Raw genomic sequence first — 17,987 nt, 5'->3', positions numbered from 1 at the left:
CTAATAGCAAAAGTCGTCTAAAGACGACTGAGAAAATATTGAATTTTTGATAATTATTTAGTCGGTTAAAACCGACTTCCGCTATGAGACTGGGAATTAATTCCCAAGCGGATAAGACTACTAAACGATAATAACGATACTACCCCTTATTCTCTCCTCCTCCTTTGCGCCTTTGCACCTTTGCGTCTTTGCGTGAAACAAAACTCTCTCTTCTTCCCTTCTTCCTTCGCGCTCTTCGCTTCTTCGCGGTTCATTAAATCCATATTCTTCCAGTTGTTAGACACAATACAACCCTTAACAATAGGAGAATAACAAATCACCACCAACAACTACCTTATGAACTTCCGTGACGAATTTAAACTGCTCCTCCGCGCCCGCTACCCGCTGATTTATATCCCCACCTACGAAGAAGAACGGGTAGAAGCCGCTATCCGCGAAGAAGCCACAAACCAAGGAAATCGCCCCGTTTATACTTGGGATTTTGTCGATGGTTATCAAGGAAACCCCAACGATGCGGGATTTGGGAAGCGCAACCCCTTACAAGCATTAGAATTTATCGAAAAATTACCAGCTTCCGCCCCAGCAGTATTGATTCTCCGGGATTATCACCGCTTTTTAGATGATGTGGCTATTTCTCGCAAACTCCGCAACTTAGCCCGACTTCTCAAATCTCAACCGAAAAATATTGTTTTATTATCGCCACGCATTGCTATTCCTGACGATTTAACGGAAGTGTTGACGGTGGTTGAATTTCCCTTACCCGCAGCACCGGAAATTAAAACCGAGGTAGAACGATTATTACAAGCCACTGGTAACTCACCTTCTGGTAAATTTCTCGATGACTTGGTGCGTTCTTGTCAAGGTTTATCTATGGAAAGGATACGCCGAGTTTTAGCCAGGGCTGTAGCATCCCACGGACAATTACAACCAGAAGACGTTGATTTAGTTTTGGAGGAAAAACGCCAAACTATCCGCCAAACCCAAATCCTGGACTTTTACCCAGCCACTGAGCAGATTTCTGATATAGGAGGACTTGATAACCTTAAAGACTGGTTAATTCGTCGCGGTGGTGCATTCACAGAAAAAGCTCGACAGTACGGATTACCGCACCCCCGTGGATTAATGTTGGTGGGAATTCAGGGAACAGGTAAATCATTAACAGCCAAAGCGATCGCACATAATTGGCATTTACCCCTGTTACGCTTAGATGTAGGGCGGTTATTTGGTGGTTTAGTCGGTGAATCAGAATCCCGCACTCGTCAAATGATTCAAGTAGCTGAAGCCCTCGCTCCCTGCGTGTTGTGGATTGATGAAATCGATAAAGCCTTTTCCGGGTTGGGTAGTAAAGGTGATGCGGGAACAACCAGCCGGGTATTTGGTACTTTTATCACCTGGTTAGCCGAAAAAACCTCCCCCGTATTTGTCGTCTCCACTGCTAACGATATCCAAGCCTTACCCCCAGAAATGTTGCGGAAAGGGAGATTTGATGAAATTTTCTTTGTCGGTTTACCCAGCCAAGAAGAGAGAAAAGCCATTTTTAACGTCCATTTATCCCGATTGCGTCCTCATAACTTGAAAGGCTATGACATTGATAGGTTAGCTTACGAAACCCCTGATTTTTCGGGCGCAGAGATTGAGCAAACCTTAATTGAAGCGATGCATATCGGATTTAGCCAAAATCGTGACTTTACCACCGATGATGTTTTAGAATCTGCTAGTCAAATTATACCTTTGGCAAGAACTGCGGTGGAGCAAATTCAAAAACTGCAAGAATGGGCTGCTGCGGGGAGAGCGCGTCTGGCTTCCAAGCAAAATCCTTTAAATGATACCTTCTCTTCGAGACGCTAATTTCTTCTTCAGCGCCTTAAAAGCATTCAATGCCAAATGCCATCATGTAAAAAGGCAGTCTGGCTGGAGGCTGAAGACAGCAATGCAGCAGGGAATAACGCTTGTTTATATCAATTCACTTAATTAAAGCTACAAATGAATCTCCGCGTCTCCTTCCGCGTCTGTCCATTTGTATCAACCTTAAAGTGAAACGGTATTACTCATCTGAGTAAACCTTTTTTAAGTGGATAGTGATTTTCGCCCTGCTGCAATAATAATTTAGTCAATCCTACTTAATCAATAGTTCGTAGTTAATCATGAATTAATATGGACTATTGATTAAAAAAGGCAACAGCTAACAGGAGACAACTGATAACTGTTAACTAATAACTAATAAATGACTAGAGGTTATAACTATGCTTTCTGGCTTACTTAAATTTATACTGGGTGTTGTCCTAGCGATCGCAGTCTTATTGGGTAGCGGACTGACAGTAGCCCTCTATTTTGTCAATCGCACCTCTGTACCCCCAGAAAGACCCAAATTTGCTAACGATAATCCCAAACCCAAACCTGACAAACCAAAAATAACTCCAGCAAAAACCACATCCACTCCCAAGCCTACACCTAAGACAGAAGCTACTCCCAGTCCCACTCCTACCCCCACAGAATCACCTGATTCATTACCACCAGGGGCTTACCGAGGGATTGTTACTTGGTCTCAAGGTTTACGTTTGCGAACCGAACCCAAACAAGATGCTGAACGCAATGGTGGTGTTGGTTTTAATCAAAAAATCATCGTTTTAGAAGAAAGTTCGGATAAAGTTTGGCAAAAAATTCGCGTTGAAGGTACTAATCAAGAAGGTTGGGTAAAAGCAGCTAATATTAAACGATCTGAAGAACAACAATAAATAAATCAGAACCTAATTTTATCCAACTAAAAAAGAGTTCCTAACTCTTTTTGGTTGATATTCTTTTAGCATAATTGTAGCATCATCTGCTGATAAGGGATAACTAAAGAGATACCCTTGCATAACTTCACAATCGAGAAGTCGTAATAAATCAAATTGTTCTTGAGTTTCTACTCCTTCGGCAACGACTGCTAAATTCAGTTCATTAGCTAAGGCAATTATCGCTGTTATAATTGCTGTATCGCTATTGCTATTGGCTAGATTGCAGATAAAAGAACGGTCAATTTTTAATGCATGAATAGGAAAATCTTTCAAATAACTTAACGAAGAATATCCTGTACCAAAGTCATCTATCGAGATAGTAATTCCTATATCACCTAATTCACTTAAAATTTTTTTAGTTAATTCAACGTCCTGCATGGCAGCAGTTTCTGTAAGTTCTAGCTCCAAATATTTTGTTTTTAATTTAGTTTCCGATAATATTTCTTTAATCATACAAACTAAGTTTGGTTGCTGGAACTGTCTAGTTGATAGATTGACAGCAATTGATAGAGATGGCAAATTCAAATCATTTTGCCATGCTTTAGTTTGTAAACAGGCGGTTTTTAAAACCCATTCAGAAATTGGTAAAATTAATCCAGTTTCTTCAGCAATAGGGATAAAATTTGCTGGTGAAATTAAACCTATTTCTGGATGTTGCCAACGCAACAGAGCTTCCATTTTTATAATTTCACCCGTAGAACTATTGATCTGGGGTTGGTAATAAACTTCAAGTTCTTGTCGCTCTAAGGCATTATGCAAGCTATTTTCTAACATGAACAATTCAGAAGCTTGTGAATTAATACCTGTGTGATATAGTCCGTAGTTATTGCGTCCTTGTAATTGTACACCATATAAAGCTGCATCAGCATTCTTCATCAATGTTTCTGCATCTTTTCCATGCAAAGGATAGATAGCAATTCCAATACTGAGGCTGATGTTTAAGTGGTGATTTTCAATCTGAAATCCTTGTTTAAAAGCTGCAAATATCTGATCTTGAATTAAATTTACATCCTTGATATCACTAATTCCTGGCAACAGAATAGTAAACTCATCACCTCCCCAACGGGCAACAATGTCACCCTCACGTAAACATTCAGTTAAGCGTTGGGCAACCATTTGTAACAGTTGATCACCAATAGCATAACCTAAAGTTTCATTGATTTTTTTAAAGCGATCTAAGTCCAAAAAGCACACAGCTAATTTACCATTTTTACGGACTTTTTCTAAAGAAGCGATGAGCGTATTTTTGAATAATTCTCGGTTTGGCAAATTCGTCAAAGAATCATATAAATTTTGATAATTCACTGTTTCTGATACTAATTTTTCGGCTGTGATATTGCGAAAGCTCCAAACTCTTCCAATTTTTTTTTCACTAATATAAGTCCATTGAGAATAAGGTTCAAATACTTTTCCATCTTGAAAAAAAATAGACTCAGTGATTTGTGTATCTGGATTTTGACTGATTTTTTTGAATATCTCCAAATAATGTCTGGGATTTTTGAGTTGTTTGATGGCTAATCTTAGTACTTGGCTGTAATTTTCCGACTTAATTAATAATTCGGGAATTTGCCACATTTGCAGAAAAGTTTGATTATAGGCTATAATTTTACCTAGATTATCTACTATTAAAATACCGTCCGCAGTTGAGTTGAGTGTCGCTTGTTGTAAAGCTAATATTTTTTCTAATTCTAGTTGAATGCGCTGGCGTTCAGCAATTTCCAATTGCATTTTCTTTAATAAATAATCTTCAGGTTTATTAAATAAATTATTATTTAATAATCTTTGATTACGGAAGTTAGATAATACAAAATTTAAGATGCCTAAAACAATTAATTGAATTCCCAAGCAGATTAACACCCCGAATATTACAATCATCATATTAGCCTTTGCTCTAGTAGAATGCTTATGTTTTTTTATTATTTATTTTTGATTCTGCATGAATAACCCTGATTTATAACCTAGTACAGCATTCTAAAAGTTAAAATAATCTACTGTATGTCTACACAATTCAATATGCAAAAAGCAAATTTTATCAGCTTTTTGTCTCTTTGGTGGGTGACTTTCCCATAGTAATATGTATTTTAATTGCAGCTTTTATCTCCTAGCAGAGATGAGTTCAATTACACACTCTGTAAACAGATTAATATGTTTTTTGTAATTTAAACTTATTGTATAAAATGCAACAAGATTATTTGACCCTATTCAGATGCTTCAGGTGATTTATTGATAAGCTAGATTGCATATACAATCAGTTTCTCAAACAGTTGTTTTTTAGGGAACACTATCATAAATAGGGAAGAGCATCACAGGCTTGCAGTAATCTACAGTCTGTACGATATTATTGCAGCGTAATCTGCAATATTGAATGCTGGTTATATCAATTCACTTAATTAAAGCTACAAATGAATGTCCCCGTCACCGCGTCCCCGCGTCCCCGCGTCTGTCCATTTGTATCAACCTTAAAGTGAAACGGTATTAGTGGACGTTTAACTCTAGCACCCGTATTATTACTAATAAACTTACACAATGTCAAGTTATAACAAATCCGACTAAATTGTTGATCAAACACGCTCACTGCGTCAGAGTGTCACCACGTCAGAGTGTCAGCCCTAATTATAAGTCTTTAAACGAACATCAAAGCCGAGTTGTGATTTAGTAGATTAAACGAGTAAAGATAGCTGTGAACCTTGCTGAGTCTTATTCACTTCAATCCGGGCTTGAAAGGCTTCTTTGAGGTGGGGCATATGGGTTACAGTGAGGATACAGGCGAAATCAGTAGCGATCGCATTAATCGCCGCAATCAAGCGATCGCACCCTTCCCCATCCTGAGTTCCAAACCCTTCGTCAATAATCAACAACTGTAACGCCGCACCCGCACGCTGCGCCAATAATTTCGCCAACGCTAACCGAATCGCAAAGTTAATTCTAAAAGCTTCTCCACCAGAATAAGTTTCATAAGCTCGTGTCCCCCTAGCATCAGCAATTAAAATATCTAATGTATCTATCAACTTGGCATTTTTCTTACTAGACTTCCCACTCCTTCCTGCCTTCTGCGTCACAAATTGGACGTGCAACTGATTTGCACTCAATCGCGAAAGTAGTTGATTTGTCTCAGCTTCAAGTTGAGGTAACACATTTTCAATCATCAAAGCTTGGATACCATTTTTCCCAAAAGCTTGGGCTAATTCCTGATAAACACGCTGTTGCTGCTTACAAGCTTGCAGTTGTTCCTGCTCTTGCTCATACTGACTTTGCAGCATTTCCAATTGGTGCGCCATTTGTTCTAAACGCCCCAACTTAGCGATTTTTTCATCAAGTTCGCGCCTACGAATTGCTAATTGCTGCTCTAAAGCCTGAATTTGGGCGACGGGATTAGCTGTTGCTTTTAACTGTTCAACAATAGCGTCAATTTGTTCGGCGAAATTTTGCCGTTCTGCTAATCTGCTATTTTGAGAAGTTGCCAAATCTTGCAATTTCGTTTGCAATTGAGGATATTGCTCCTGAGCAGATAATAATTGTTGATAACGCAAATGCCAAGATTGAAGCTCACGAACAGCTTGACGCAGGCGATTATGTTCTTCAGCACTGTAATTAAGTTCCGCAATTTGCTCAGTTAAAGCTTCTATCTGTCTAGCAATATCAGAATCTGTTTGTTCTTCTTGAATTCTAGTTTTCAGTTGGGCAATATTAGTTTGCAGTTCCGGTTTCCTAGCAGCTAATTTGGTTTGACGCTTAATTGCTTCTTTAATTTGACCTTGTTTAATTTCTGCCCACCGCCAACGCTCAACTTCACTTCGAGCTAAAGCATGATCTTGTTCACTATAATTAAGTTGTTGCAGATATTCGTCTAACTGTTTAAGTTCAGCTTGTTTGTCAGGGGCGTAATTACCTTGTAAAGAACGCTCTAAATGTTCTTTTTCTAACGCAATTTGTTGTAACTGTGTTTGGATATCCGTTGTCGCTTGCAACTGTGCCGCCAATTGTCCCCGTTTTTCTCTTAAAGCATCATAAGCTGATAATTGCTGAGATATATCTCGATATTCTTGTCTTAATACCTGAATTTCTTTATCTGAAACCGCCATTTGTTCTCGCACTACCCAAAATTGTCCTTGGGTATCGTCGTATTCAAGTTGAGTTTTTTCGATGACTCGATTCCAGTGATGTTCATCTAAAGGACGTTCGCACAATGGACACAGTGCATTGGGATTTTGGAGCATTTGTAATTTTTGCTCTAGTTCTGAAAGTAATTTTTCGTAGTCCCGTTGGTGAGCTTGCAAACGTTCGATAAAGTGTCTGCGTTCCTGTCCCTTTTCTTGGACTCTCTGTAAATAAACGCGTTTTTTCTCTAATGCTTCAATTTGGACACCCACATCCATTACTGCTTGTTGTAGCTGGGGTTGACGACGATGTTGGTTTTGGAGTTGGTTTTCTGTATTTTGCAGTTGTTCTAGTCGCGCTAATAATCCAGCATGAGTGCGATCTAATTGACTTTGTAAAGTGGCTCGTTGTTGTAATAAAGGATTCACTTGCATTTGCAATTGATCCAAATTAGTCAAATGATTGCGTGCGGTAGCTAATTGCGCTAAAGCTGCTTCTACTTCCGAGGATTTGGTGAGAGTTTGCTGAATTTCTCGCTCTTGTTGTTCTAAAGCTTCTAGTTGAGCTTCGGCTTGTTGCAGTTGACGTTCAATTTCTTGAATTTGTTTATTAAGCTGTTTTTGCTGTTGTTGTTGTAAGCCTGTAGCGCGGGTATGTTGTTCAAATTTAGCAGCAAAAACTTCTTCTTGAGAGCGCAGACTTTGATATTGGCTGTATCCAGCTTGAATTTCGGCTGTTTGACTGAGAATTGCTTGTAAATCTGCAAGTTGGGATTTTGCAGCTAATTGGTCTTGATGCAAGCGATCGCAATCTTGGCTAAGATTTTGATATTGTTGCCGCACAAAACTCAGTTGTTGTTCCCAGTTTTGGTGTTGGTGTTGGACAACTTGCAAACTTTGTAATTGAATATTGTCCAAAGCTTGCATCTGTTGCAGGTTATTCAGTTGGGCTTCTAACTCTGCTCTTTGCGTCTTTGTGATCTCCCGTTGTTGGAGTTGGGTTTTAATTCCCTCCAAAGAACGCTCCAAATCCTCTATTCGGAATTTGTACTTTTTAAAACTATCCTTTGCTCGTTCTTCTAATTCATCATATTGATTGAGTTTTAATAACTCCGCTAAAATTTCCTTGCGCTCATTGGGACGTTTGAGCATGAATTCATCGGCTCGTCCTTGACGTAAGTAAGCCGAATTAATAAAAGTATCGTAATCGAGCTTGATATGTTGTATAATCACATCCTGAGTTGCTCTTACCCCTTTACCAGTTAGGGGACGAAAGCCCGCAGGAGTTTCAATTTGAAATTCTAGGACGCTATTTCCACCTCGCAGACGGGTACGAATCACCCGATATTGTTGTTGGTTATTATGGAAAGTAAAATCAACTCTGACTTCTTTTGCTCCAGAATAAATCACATCATCTTCCACCGTGGCACGGCTTTCACCCCAAATTGCCCAAGTGATAGCTTCAAGAAGAGAAGATTTACCCGCACCATTGGAACCGCAAATACAAGCCGTATGCAAACCGCCAAAATCTAAAGTTGCATCACGGTAACTAAGAAAGTTTTTGAGGATAAGTTGTACTGGGATCATTCAGGCTATAGCGCCACATTTACAATTTTAATAATTAACAGTACAGATGCACTTCTTTGTTAGTTTAGCGATTCAAACAACAGGTTTCTAGTCTTGAAGACATCTATTTTACAAAAATTTACAATACATAGACTTATTTTTTCCTATTTGATGGTTCGATGAGAAATTAATCAAGAAAATTGTCGGTTGGGTTAAGAGACAGCGTCATCTGATTTTGGATTACAGCAGTCCGATTTGATTTATGTAGGGATTTAGCACAGTGCTTTACCCCTACTCATCTACCTTCTTTCCTGTTCCCCGTTAGGAGTTCCCTGCCTCTACGAGTAAGTATGGTTACGCCACGCAAGCTATCATAAGTCAAACTGGAGTCCTATAGATATCTATGAAAATTGCGATCGTATATGCATAAGCCATAGAAAAAACTTCAGGAACAATCTCTGCAAACTTACGTCATAGAATACTCTAATCAGCCATTGCTGCACCCACATTAGTAAGCTCAAAAGTTAGTGTAACAATCATATATTAACCACATAATTCAGACTTATCCACTGGGGAAAAAGTGGAATCTAAAGTTGAAAAAATATCAGAAACTATCCCCATAAATCCACGTCACAACAGATATCAATCAGACATTATTGGAACCCACTTTATGAGTCGTCTTCATCGTTGGAAATCTAGCACCGCTGCACTCATGGCAATAGCAATTACAACTGGTGCAGCTACGCCCTTATTTACCTTTGAGCCTGTTCAAGCACAAAGATTCAATCTGAATCAATCCAGAATAACTACTATTCCGGCCAGAGTCACCTTTCCTGTGACTTACGAAAAAGAGAAAGTAATTGTCACTCCAGGGGAAACTTCGTCCCTAACATTGAGAATACGCAACGACATTATCGACGGTAATAGAAATGTTTTAATTCCTGCTAATACAGAAGTTGTTGGACAGCTAGAACCTGTTAACCTATACAATAATTATCCGAGCCGCAGCAATAATAATAAAGGTGTGCGTTTTGTAGCCAAAGAATTGGTATTCTCCTCAGGGCGGAGGTTACAGATTAATGCTAATTCTCAAACAATCTCCCAAACTGAAAGAATCTCCAAAGGCAGCGATACTGGACAAATATTAACTGATGCAGCTATTGGTGCAGGTGCTGCTACCGTCATTTCATTGTTGACAGGTAACAAAAAGATTGAAGTGTTAGAACCTATTGCTGGTGGTGCGGCTGGTGCTTTAGCCAGTGTGCTGTTGCGGAAAAAATCTGTTGATGTCTTCGTTCTCCGGCCAGAAGATGATTTATCTATCACACTTCAGTCAAATTTGGTGATACCTCGTAACTAGACTTAACTGAAGTCGTGACTCTAATAACTCTTAAATAGCGATCGCCACTGTAAATATTGTGTGCGATCGCTTGATTTTGTATACTCAGTCATGTCTACTTACCTTATTGCTAAAGACCAACAGCCCAAAACTCACACCATAATTTCCGCATTTCCTTCCAAGTTCCTGTGTCAAATTCAATGATTAAGTATTCAACCAAACATGATACTATAACCAATGGTACAGAAGCTATAAGTAAAAGTAGTTACCAAATATATAAACTGGTGGGAACCGTTTATTGTCAAAATGGTCTAAGTAGTTAACAGATGTAGTTAACAGAAAGAACAAATAATTTTAGAGGAGTAATACCAATGTTTACTTTAAATCAATGGCAATCAAAAACAGCCCTCATCATGGCTTTGAGTGTTACAGCAGGTTCAGTAGCACCTTTATTTACAGCTACACCCACATACGCTCAAACTAGTTTTTCGGATGTTTCCTCTAACTACTGGGCATCACAGTTTATTCAGCAATTATCCCAGCGAGGTGTAATTGCCGGATTTCCTGATGGTACATTCCGTCCAGAAGAGCCGGTCACACGCGCTCAATTTGCCGCGATGATCAATAAAGCTTTTAACAGATCAGCACAACGACCGGCAATTAATTTTAATGACGTACCCAGCAACTACTGGGCATACAACGCCATTCGGCAAGCCTACACCATCGGTTTCTTATCTGGATATCCTGGCAACCAATTCAGACCTAACCAAGCTATTCCCCGTGAACAGGTTCTAGTTTCCCTTGCCAATGGTTTAGAATATGTTACCACTGGCAATGTTGAAGCAACTCTGCAATATTTCAACGATGCCTCTAATATCTCTGGCTATGCTCGTAGTCCCATAGCTGCGGCTACTCAAAAGCAAATTGTCGTCAACTATCCTAATGTCAAGTTCCTCAATCCTACTATTACAGCTTCTAGGGCGCAAGTAGCCGCGTTTATTTACCAAGCCTTGGTTAGTTCTAATCAAGCCACAGTAATTAACTCACCTTATGTTGTCTCTCTTCAAGTTACCCCACCCCCACTCACATCTGTCACCATTCCTCAAGGAACTACTATCCCTGTGAAGTATGAACAGGCAGAAAAAATTCTCGTCACTAAAGACGAAACTGCACCTTTAACTCTGATAACATCACAAAACGTAATTACCCAAGATGGAACAGTGGTGATACCCGCGGGTAGTCAAGTTATTGGTAAACTCAAACCGGCTCAAGGTGGTTCTCAATTTGTTGCTGAAAAATTAATTTTGACAACAGGTAAAGAATATAACATTAGTGCTTCTTCTGATGTGATTACCAAAACTGAAACTGTCAAAAAAGGCAGTAATATTAGTTCAATTCTCAAAAATACCGTATTGGGAGCAGCAGCAGCAGCAGGTGTATCTGCGGTTACAGGCGATCGCGCTATTGCCACTGAAGAAGTTTTAGGTGGTGCTGGTATTGGGGCGTTAATTGGTTTGTTCTTTGGGAAAACTAGTATTGATTTAATCGCCATTGAACCTAACACCGATTTAGATATGAGAGTCGATCAAAACCTCGTAATCTCTCTTCAATAGTGATTGGTTATTTGCTCATGTCCCATAATTCATGACCAATAACGAATATATAGAAGAGTGAGAAATACCAAAAAAAGAATAATTAACCGCAGATAAATGCAGAGAAAATGCGCTTTTTCCGGGTTTCTATTCTTTCTTGGAAATATCTAATTAATAACTTCAAGTAACCAAATAATAACTGTGGTTCCTGGGGTTGAGGATGTAGTCAAATCTGATTGGAGTGCAGGGCTAAAAACCTCTATTTTGCCCTGCATTTGCTCTATTAATTGTTTAGCGATCGCTATCCCTAAACCCGTACCAGGAATTTCTGTTTGCGCCTGTACACCTCGGTAATGTCTTTCCCCCAAATGCTCTAAATCTTCAGGGGGAATCCCAGGCCCATTATCACTAATAGCTATACCTTGAAAATTTCCTCTTTTTTGTCCGGCTTGAATCCTAATCTTGCCGCCAGCCGGAGTATATTTTAAAGCATTATCAATAATATTACTCAAAACTTCTCGTAATGCTTTGATATTAGCTTGTACAAATGGTAAGTTGTGAGGAATATCTGTGAGCAATTGCAGATTTCGCTCTTGGGCAATGGCTTGAGCCGATACTAATAATGGTGTTAACAACTCTGCTAATGAACAATCAGTCATCTTTTCTCCCGTACCAGGCAATAGTAGTACCTGCTGGGGAGATTTTTGCACAGATGCCTCAACAACAAACTCAGATTCAGGCAGAGAAATTGCAGTTAAATCTGCTTCTGTTAAATCAATGACTTGATCAAACTGTTGCAGCAACTCTTGGAGGCGATCGCTCTCTCGCACTATACTAGTCGCTACATCTCGGTTAGGATCTACCTGTCGCAGTCGCTTAAATAGCAGTTTACCAAAAGTTCTGATAGCTGTTAAAGGGTTACGGAACTGGTGCAAAAGGTTATCTAATAAATCCCGTTGCTGTTCTTGCAGAATCTGTTGTTGATGTAGCTGCTGCTGCAACCAAGCTCGACGTTGATCTAAAATACAAGCGATCGCCATAGTCTGAGCTATCCGCTGGATTTGACTTTCCTCTCGTTCATTCCAGGCTCTATCTTCCCTACCAGTCACCAATAACCCCATCATCACACCTTCATAAATCAAAGGTAAAACAATTTGATTGCCAGTGAGTAGATATTCCTCCTGGAAATTGCTTTCATCTGTATTCCTCGTACCAGACTCCTGTGATGGATGAGGAGAAAATCCTCCTGCGGTCAGTAATTTTCGGCGATTCGGTAATGCCAAAACATTGCCAGTTGGTATGTGCTTGTTTAGATTCCCCTCAGCCGATTCATCCCCCTGCCTTAATACTCCCGTCTCTGGATAGACAACCACGGGAATTAATTGCGCCTCACCTGTGGACGTTTCTACCAATTCTTGTGTTAAATAGACAACACTCAAAGAAGCTCCCAGCCCTTGAGTTAGCAATGATATTTGCTCTCGACACAGAGCAATAAAATCCGAACTGGCAGACATTAACATTTTTTAGCTCTTGCTCAGGGTTACAGACTTGCCGGGAAAATTAAAAAAGATGCTATGTTTTTTCCGACCTCATTTAATACAGCTTAACTAAATCTTCTCTCTCATGCTTTATTCTGGGGAATGATATTACCACTAAAATTTATCAGCAAAAGAGAAAAAAGCTGGTTTTTTCCGAGGAACTATGCTGATTATCATTTAAACTACATCAGAGCCTAAGAGGGTCTTTCCAAGGCTGAGGATTTGGCAACTTCAAGGCACATTATCTTATGCCTACGGCACCCGAAGTGAACGCTAACGTTCTTAGCTTGCCGGATGATATATTCTATTCGCCCAATTGTTTCCAACTTTCTCACGTTTGGATAGCGTGCCTGAAAGGCAGATAATTGAGGATTGCTATAGTTTTTCTTTGAGCAGGTGTAATAGGTACTGAGAATTACTCTAAATTCAACCATATTACATTCCTTGTATCAAAACATTAAAAACCATTGATTTTTTAAACTATAACTTATATAATTACGACGGGTTTTGTAGCTATCACTACAATCTTATAGCTTGAAAGAGGAGGACAATAGGTTGGCAAGGAGACGTAAAAGGAAGAGTCGTCGTCGCCAGGAAGGACGGCGAATTCTGGAGCATGTGCCTCAATATAGCATCGAAAGCGGCGAAGATAAACCTGTGACAGCAGCAAGAAAGTTCATTCAAGCTGAAGGTATTTTGCCACCGGCCTTGCTACTTGTAAAACGCAACGAACACACAACAGACCGTTATTTCTGGGCAGAAAAAGGACTGTTTGGCGCTCAATACGTAGAAGAGAATCATTTCTTGTTTCCCAGCCTGCGAGTTCTAGAACCTCCGACTGGACAAGAACTAGTTGCTGTAGCTAGTCGATAACCTGTAAATGGTTATTTACCGTCTTGAATGTGACTTCTGACTTCTAACTTCTGACTCTGACAATAATTAACTGGCCAAATTGATCAGTTTATGCAAAAATTCCATTTTTTTTAAGTTTGTAGCTGAAAAACCGCCAGTCGAGCTTCTCCACATTAGATGATCAACTCCTTTTCAGCCTGCTTAGTTGGGGGAGTTGATATCTATCTAGTATGCTGATGCAGCGGGGAGTAGCGACAGAGTCAAAGGCATTGAAAAGCGAAGCGTAGAGTGGTACTCTCAGAGCTTCAATCGCCCACACACTCTACCAACGAATCTCAATTTTCCTTACGAAACTACTCGTCAGGCAAACTGGCAATCCCCGATTTGTTTTGCCTCCTCCCTACTATTTCATGTCCTCAAAAGTCAGTCAGAAGTCTCTCTCATCATTAATTGAGTGATGATCTGAAAACCCAACCTTCAGTCATCCGTCTTTAACTGTAAAGCCCTTTGTAACTCAGCAAGTTCATCTCGATGGGCAATAACAGTGATTTTAGTTGAGGAGTGTTGTTCGCCCTGGATTGTTTCCAATTTGAGTGACACTTTCTCAATTCTTCCAGCTTTTCGCCAATAAAATAACCCGCTCAAAGGTGAAAGTAGGACTAGTACCAACAAAAATTTACTTTGGCTAGAAAAAAGAAACGACAAAACCAGTGATAAGCAAACAAGACCCACCGCAGCCAGTAATGTCAAAAATATAGCTAAAAACCAGCTAGGTCTGACAAAACCTTCAAAAGTCACTTGGTTCTTTTCTCTGTCCACCGCTGTTACTTGGTAAGAACGGGAGCGAAAATACTCCTTTAATTGGTTCATCAGAGTCGTTTCATCTTGCTCAGAAACTAATTGCGCTCTTTCGGTTCGGTCTTTGGTAGCAGCACGAATAAAGAAAAACAATCCAATCGATAATAATAAAGTTAGCAGCAGCGTAGATTGCACAATAGCAGTATCCATAAATAATTCTTAATTTTTGACTGTTCAGATTTATCTATTATCAATTATTCTGGAATTTACGGACAACAGAAAAAAATCCGCAAATAGAAATTTTCGGGAATTTTTAATTTTTAATTTTTAATTTTTAATTTATCCCCAGTCCCTTATGTCACAAAACTCCGAAGCTCCATCCTCTAATCTCCGGATCATTGCCCAAACGTTTCGCTTGGCAGGTTGGATTAGTTTTTGGATTCAACTAGTACTGGGTGTTATCTCTGGGATTATAGTTTTATTATTCGCCATATTTAGTCAAAGAGCAGGTAGTCCCAATAATAATCCAGGAACTGGATTTGGTGTATTTCTGGCAATTTGTGGAATAGTGGTGTTAGGTGGGGGTATTTACTTAGCCTATCGTTACACTAGAATTGGCAAACAACTAGAATCCCCCAATCCTAGCAATCGCCCGCGTAAACTTGAAACTATGCAGGTAATCCGCTTGGGACTATGGGTGAATTTAGGAGGGATACTAGTGACTTTGTTGGGGGCGCAAGCAATAGTCGGTACACTGGTAGCGAGGTCGATATCTCCCCAAGCTGTAACTACCCAACTATTTGACCCCACCCGGATTATTAGCGGTTTAGATATGCTGGTAGTGCAGGCAAACACAAACACTGTCTCAGCCCATTTTGCAGGACTGGTTGTGTCCCTGTTTTTACTGAATCGCATTACTAAACCATGAAAAGTATGGATTGAGCATAATAATATTCATATTTTCTCCTCACAACTGACAACTAACCACTCACAAAAGATTGAGAAAAATTGTGCTGGATATTAAGCAAATACGGGAAAATCCGCAATCGATTCAAGAACGGTTGAGCAGTCGTAGTGGTAAGTACGACATCCAACCCATACTAGAGTCAGATCAAAAGCAACGGGAACTGGAGGGAAAACGGAATCAACTCCAAGCCCGCAGCAACGAAATTGGTAAACTAGTTGGCCAAAAGGTGAAATCTGGTGTTAATCCTCAAGACCCAGAAATTCAAGCTTTAAAGGATGAAGGTAACTCTCTCAAAGCTACATTAAGCGAACTAGAACCCCAAGAAAAAGAACTAAAAGCCCAAATTGATCAACTGGTTTTGGCGCTTCCCAACTTACCCAGTGATTCTACACCCATTGGTAAGAGCGAAGATGATAACCAAGAAGTACGCCGTTGGGGTGATGAATATCTGCCTCAAAACCCAAATATTCTCCCACATTGGGAAATTGGCGAAAAGCTGGGTATTCTCAATTTTGAAAGAGCCGTAAAAATTGCCCAAAGTCGGTTTGTGAGTCTTATCGGTGCGGGTGCTGCTTTAGAAAGAGCGTTAATTCAATTTATGCTTTCTAAGCATATTGAAAATGGGTATGTAGAAGTTAGTCCACCGTTGTTAGTAAATACAGATTCTTTAACGGGAACTGGACAATTACCGAAGTTTGCAGAAGAAAGTTTTAAATGTGCAGATGATGAATTGTGGTTAATCCCAACTGCGGAAGTTCCGGTTACTAACTTTTATCGGGGCGAAATTATCAACGCGGAAGAATTACCCATTTATCACTGTGCATATACGCCATGTTTTCGTCGAGAAGCAGGAAGTTATGGCAGAGATATGCGGGGTTTAATTCGGTTGCATCAATTCAATAAAGTTGAGTTGGTGAAATTAGTAAAGCCGGAAAATTCCTTTGATGAATTAGAGAAGTTAGTTGGAAGTGCAGAGAGTATTTTACAAGCTTTAAAATTGCCTTATCGAGTGATTAATTTATGTACTGCTGATTTAGGTTTTGGGGCAACAAAGACCTATGATTTAGAGGTTTGGTTGCCTTCTTCTGGGAAGTATCGAGAGATTTCTAGTTGTTCTAATTGTGTTGATTTTCAAGCACGACGGGCGGATATTCGCTTTAAGGAAGCTGGTAAGAAAGGGACGCAATTTGTGCATACGTTGAATGGTTCTGGTTTGGCTGTGGGAAGGACTATGGCGGCGATTTTGGAGAATTATCAGCAACCAGATGGGACGATTAAAGTACCGGAGGTTTTGCGATCGTTTTTAGGGAGGGAGGTTTTGTAGTTTAGGTTTTTGTAGAGGCGTTTTTTGGGTGCGTCTCTACAAGTGTTTTGATAAACGATATTTATTTTTTCAAAATATATAGAGGCTTATGCTCCGATATGGGTTGAAGATACAATTAGTTTGGCAAAACTCAAATTTAAAACCCTATAATATGTCTATTCTTAATTATGCAAGTAGATACAATGCAGCAAAAACAACAATCTGCGATACAAAATCTGTTGGGATTTTTACTTCTGGCTTTGATCTGTGCTTTTATTTACACAATTATCAAAATTCTCGTAGATTTACTTCTTGAACTTGATCCTCGAGTTGCTGCTGCAATAGTCGCAGCTACAGCGACTGTTCTTGTATCTGTATTTTCAGTTCTTATTTCCAAGTTTTTAGAACAGAGGGTAAAAATTATCCAGGATAACCGTGATAAGAAAATTCCAGTCTACGAAGAACTAATTAATTTTGTTTTTAAGATTGTGAAGTCAGTAAAAAAAGGTGAGCAACTTCCAGAAGACGAAATGGAAAACTTTATGTTTAGCTTTACTGAGAAAATTATAGTTTGGGGATCGGATGATATTTTGCAAAAATTTTATAAATTTAAGAACAATAATGATACTGGTGATGGTAGAGAGATCGCCTTACTTATAGAAGATTTACTACTAGCTATACGTAAGGATCTTGGCCATAGTAATAAAGGCTTATCTCAAGGTAAGATTTTAGGTTTGTTTATTAGCGATTTTGATAAGTATATGGCTGAATCTTCCGTGTCACAGATGCAAGCTAGTCACATCAGTAAACCTAACCGTACTTGAGTGCGATCGCTAATCTTGTAGGGTGCGTTACATTTCATTAACGCACCGTTTTTTATTGATATTTAATCGGTGCGTTACGCTGACGCTAACACACCCTACGTTAATCATACAAATCACTGGATGGGATATGGAGAATTACATCAACACCCCAATTTGGAGGATAAATTCCTTGCTTGATAAATCTATGAATACTTGAAAATTGCCAATTTTGGGGATTTATATACAATAGACATCTCCGGAAATAGCTAAAGTGTTACTGCCACTGCTTTTAAAAGTGAGATGCCCCAATGCAAAGGTAGCTGGCTGGTACGCTAAAATAAGCGTTAGAGATGCC

The 17,987-nt window shown here is 39.5% G+C and carries 12 protein-coding genes; 8 read left to right on the top strand and 4 right to left on the bottom strand.

What is annotated here, in order from left to right:
• The first annotated feature begins 336 nt into the window (after window positions 1-336).
• Both H6G68_RS22615 and H6G68_RS22610 read left to right on the top strand, forming a co-directional pair.
• A complete protein-coding gene (locus H6G68_RS22615) occupies window positions 337-1,848 on the top strand; it encodes an AAA family ATPase (RefSeq protein ID WP_190908662.1) in 1,512 nt (503 codons plus the stop codon).
• Between the two features lie 395 nt (window positions 1,849-2,243).
• A complete protein-coding gene (locus H6G68_RS22610; RefSeq protein WP_190908661.1) occupies window positions 2,244-2,735 on the top strand; it encodes an SH3 domain-containing protein in 492 nt (163 codons plus the stop codon).
• A gap of 18 nt (window positions 2,736-2,753) precedes the next feature.
• On the opposite strand, the gene H6G68_RS22605 is transcribed toward H6G68_RS22610, so the two are convergent.
• The gene (locus H6G68_RS22605; RefSeq protein WP_190908660.1) at window positions 2,754-4,655 is read right to left on the bottom strand and encodes a putative bifunctional diguanylate cyclase/phosphodiesterase; all 1,902 of its coding nucleotides are present in this window, start codon (window positions 4,653-4,655) and stop codon (window positions 2,754-2,756) included.
• A gap of 782 nt (window positions 4,656-5,437) precedes the next feature.
• Window positions 5,438-8,461, bottom strand: coding sequence for an exonuclease subunit SbcC (sbcC, locus tag H6G68_RS22600; RefSeq protein ID WP_190908659.1), 3,024 nt, complete (start codon window positions 8,459-8,461; stop codon window positions 5,438-5,440).
• A gap of 649 nt (window positions 8,462-9,110) precedes the next feature.
• Between sbcC and H6G68_RS22595 the strand changes: the two genes are divergently transcribed.
• Window positions 9,111-9,800 (top strand): conjugal transfer protein TrbI, encoded by a 690-nt coding sequence (locus H6G68_RS22595; RefSeq protein ID WP_190908683.1) that lies wholly within the window; start codon window positions 9,111-9,113, stop codon window positions 9,798-9,800.
• Window positions 9,801-10,150: 350 nt separating this feature from the next.
• Window positions 10,151-11,392 carry an S-layer homology domain-containing protein gene (locus H6G68_RS22590; RefSeq protein ID WP_190908658.1) on the top strand — a complete coding sequence of 414 codons (1,242 nt, stop codon included), beginning with the start codon at window positions 10,151-10,153 and terminating at the stop codon, window positions 11,390-11,392.
• A 146-nt stretch (window positions 11,393-11,538) separates the two neighbouring features.
• Here H6G68_RS22590 and H6G68_RS22585 read toward each other — a convergent pair whose 3' ends face one another.
• Window positions 11,539-12,891 carry a GAF domain-containing sensor histidine kinase gene (locus H6G68_RS22585; RefSeq protein WP_190908657.1) on the bottom strand — a complete coding sequence of 451 codons (1,353 nt, stop codon included), beginning with the start codon at window positions 12,889-12,891 and terminating at the stop codon, window positions 11,539-11,541.
• Between the two features lie 573 nt (window positions 12,892-13,464).
• Between H6G68_RS22585 and H6G68_RS22580 the strand changes: the two genes are divergently transcribed.
• Window positions 13,465-13,782 carry a DUF3155 domain-containing protein gene (locus tag H6G68_RS22580; RefSeq protein ID WP_071188373.1) on the top strand — a complete coding sequence of 106 codons (318 nt, stop codon included), beginning with the start codon at window positions 13,465-13,467 and terminating at the stop codon, window positions 13,780-13,782.
• Between the two features lie 456 nt (window positions 13,783-14,238).
• On the opposite strand, the gene H6G68_RS22575 is transcribed toward H6G68_RS22580, so the two are convergent.
• Window positions 14,239-14,769, bottom strand: coding sequence for a cofactor assembly of complex C subunit B (locus H6G68_RS22575; RefSeq protein WP_190908656.1), 531 nt, complete (start codon window positions 14,767-14,769; stop codon window positions 14,239-14,241).
• Window positions 14,770-14,914: 145 nt separating this feature from the next.
• On the opposite strand from H6G68_RS22575, the gene H6G68_RS22570 reads away from it, so the two are divergent.
• The 3 genes from H6G68_RS22570 (at window position 14,915) to H6G68_RS22560 (ending at window position 17,653) form a co-directional block, all read left to right on the top strand.
• Window positions 14,915-15,487, top strand: coding sequence for a DUF3611 family protein (locus H6G68_RS22570; RefSeq protein ID WP_127054609.1), 573 nt, complete (start codon window positions 14,915-14,917; stop codon window positions 15,485-15,487).
• Between the two features lie 82 nt (window positions 15,488-15,569).
• On the top strand, window positions 15,570-16,850 hold the full coding sequence (gene serS / locus H6G68_RS22565; protein WP_190908655.1) for a serine--tRNA ligase: 1,281 nt from the start codon (window positions 15,570-15,572) through the stop codon (window positions 16,848-16,850).
• Window positions 16,851-17,017: 167 nt separating this feature from the next.
• Window positions 17,018-17,653: a hypothetical protein gene (locus H6G68_RS22560; RefSeq protein WP_190908654.1), complete on the top strand. Its 636-nt coding sequence runs from the start codon at window positions 17,018-17,020 to the stop codon at window positions 17,651-17,653.
• Window positions 17,654-17,987 lie beyond the last annotated feature (334 nt).

Origin of the sequence: Anabaena catenula FACHB-362 (assembly GCF_014698735.1) — a bacterium.
GTDB lineage: Bacteria > Cyanobacteriota > Cyanobacteriia > Cyanobacteriales > Nostocaceae > Anabaena > Anabaena variabilis_A.
This window is presented reverse-complemented; position numbering and strand designations above follow the sequence as displayed.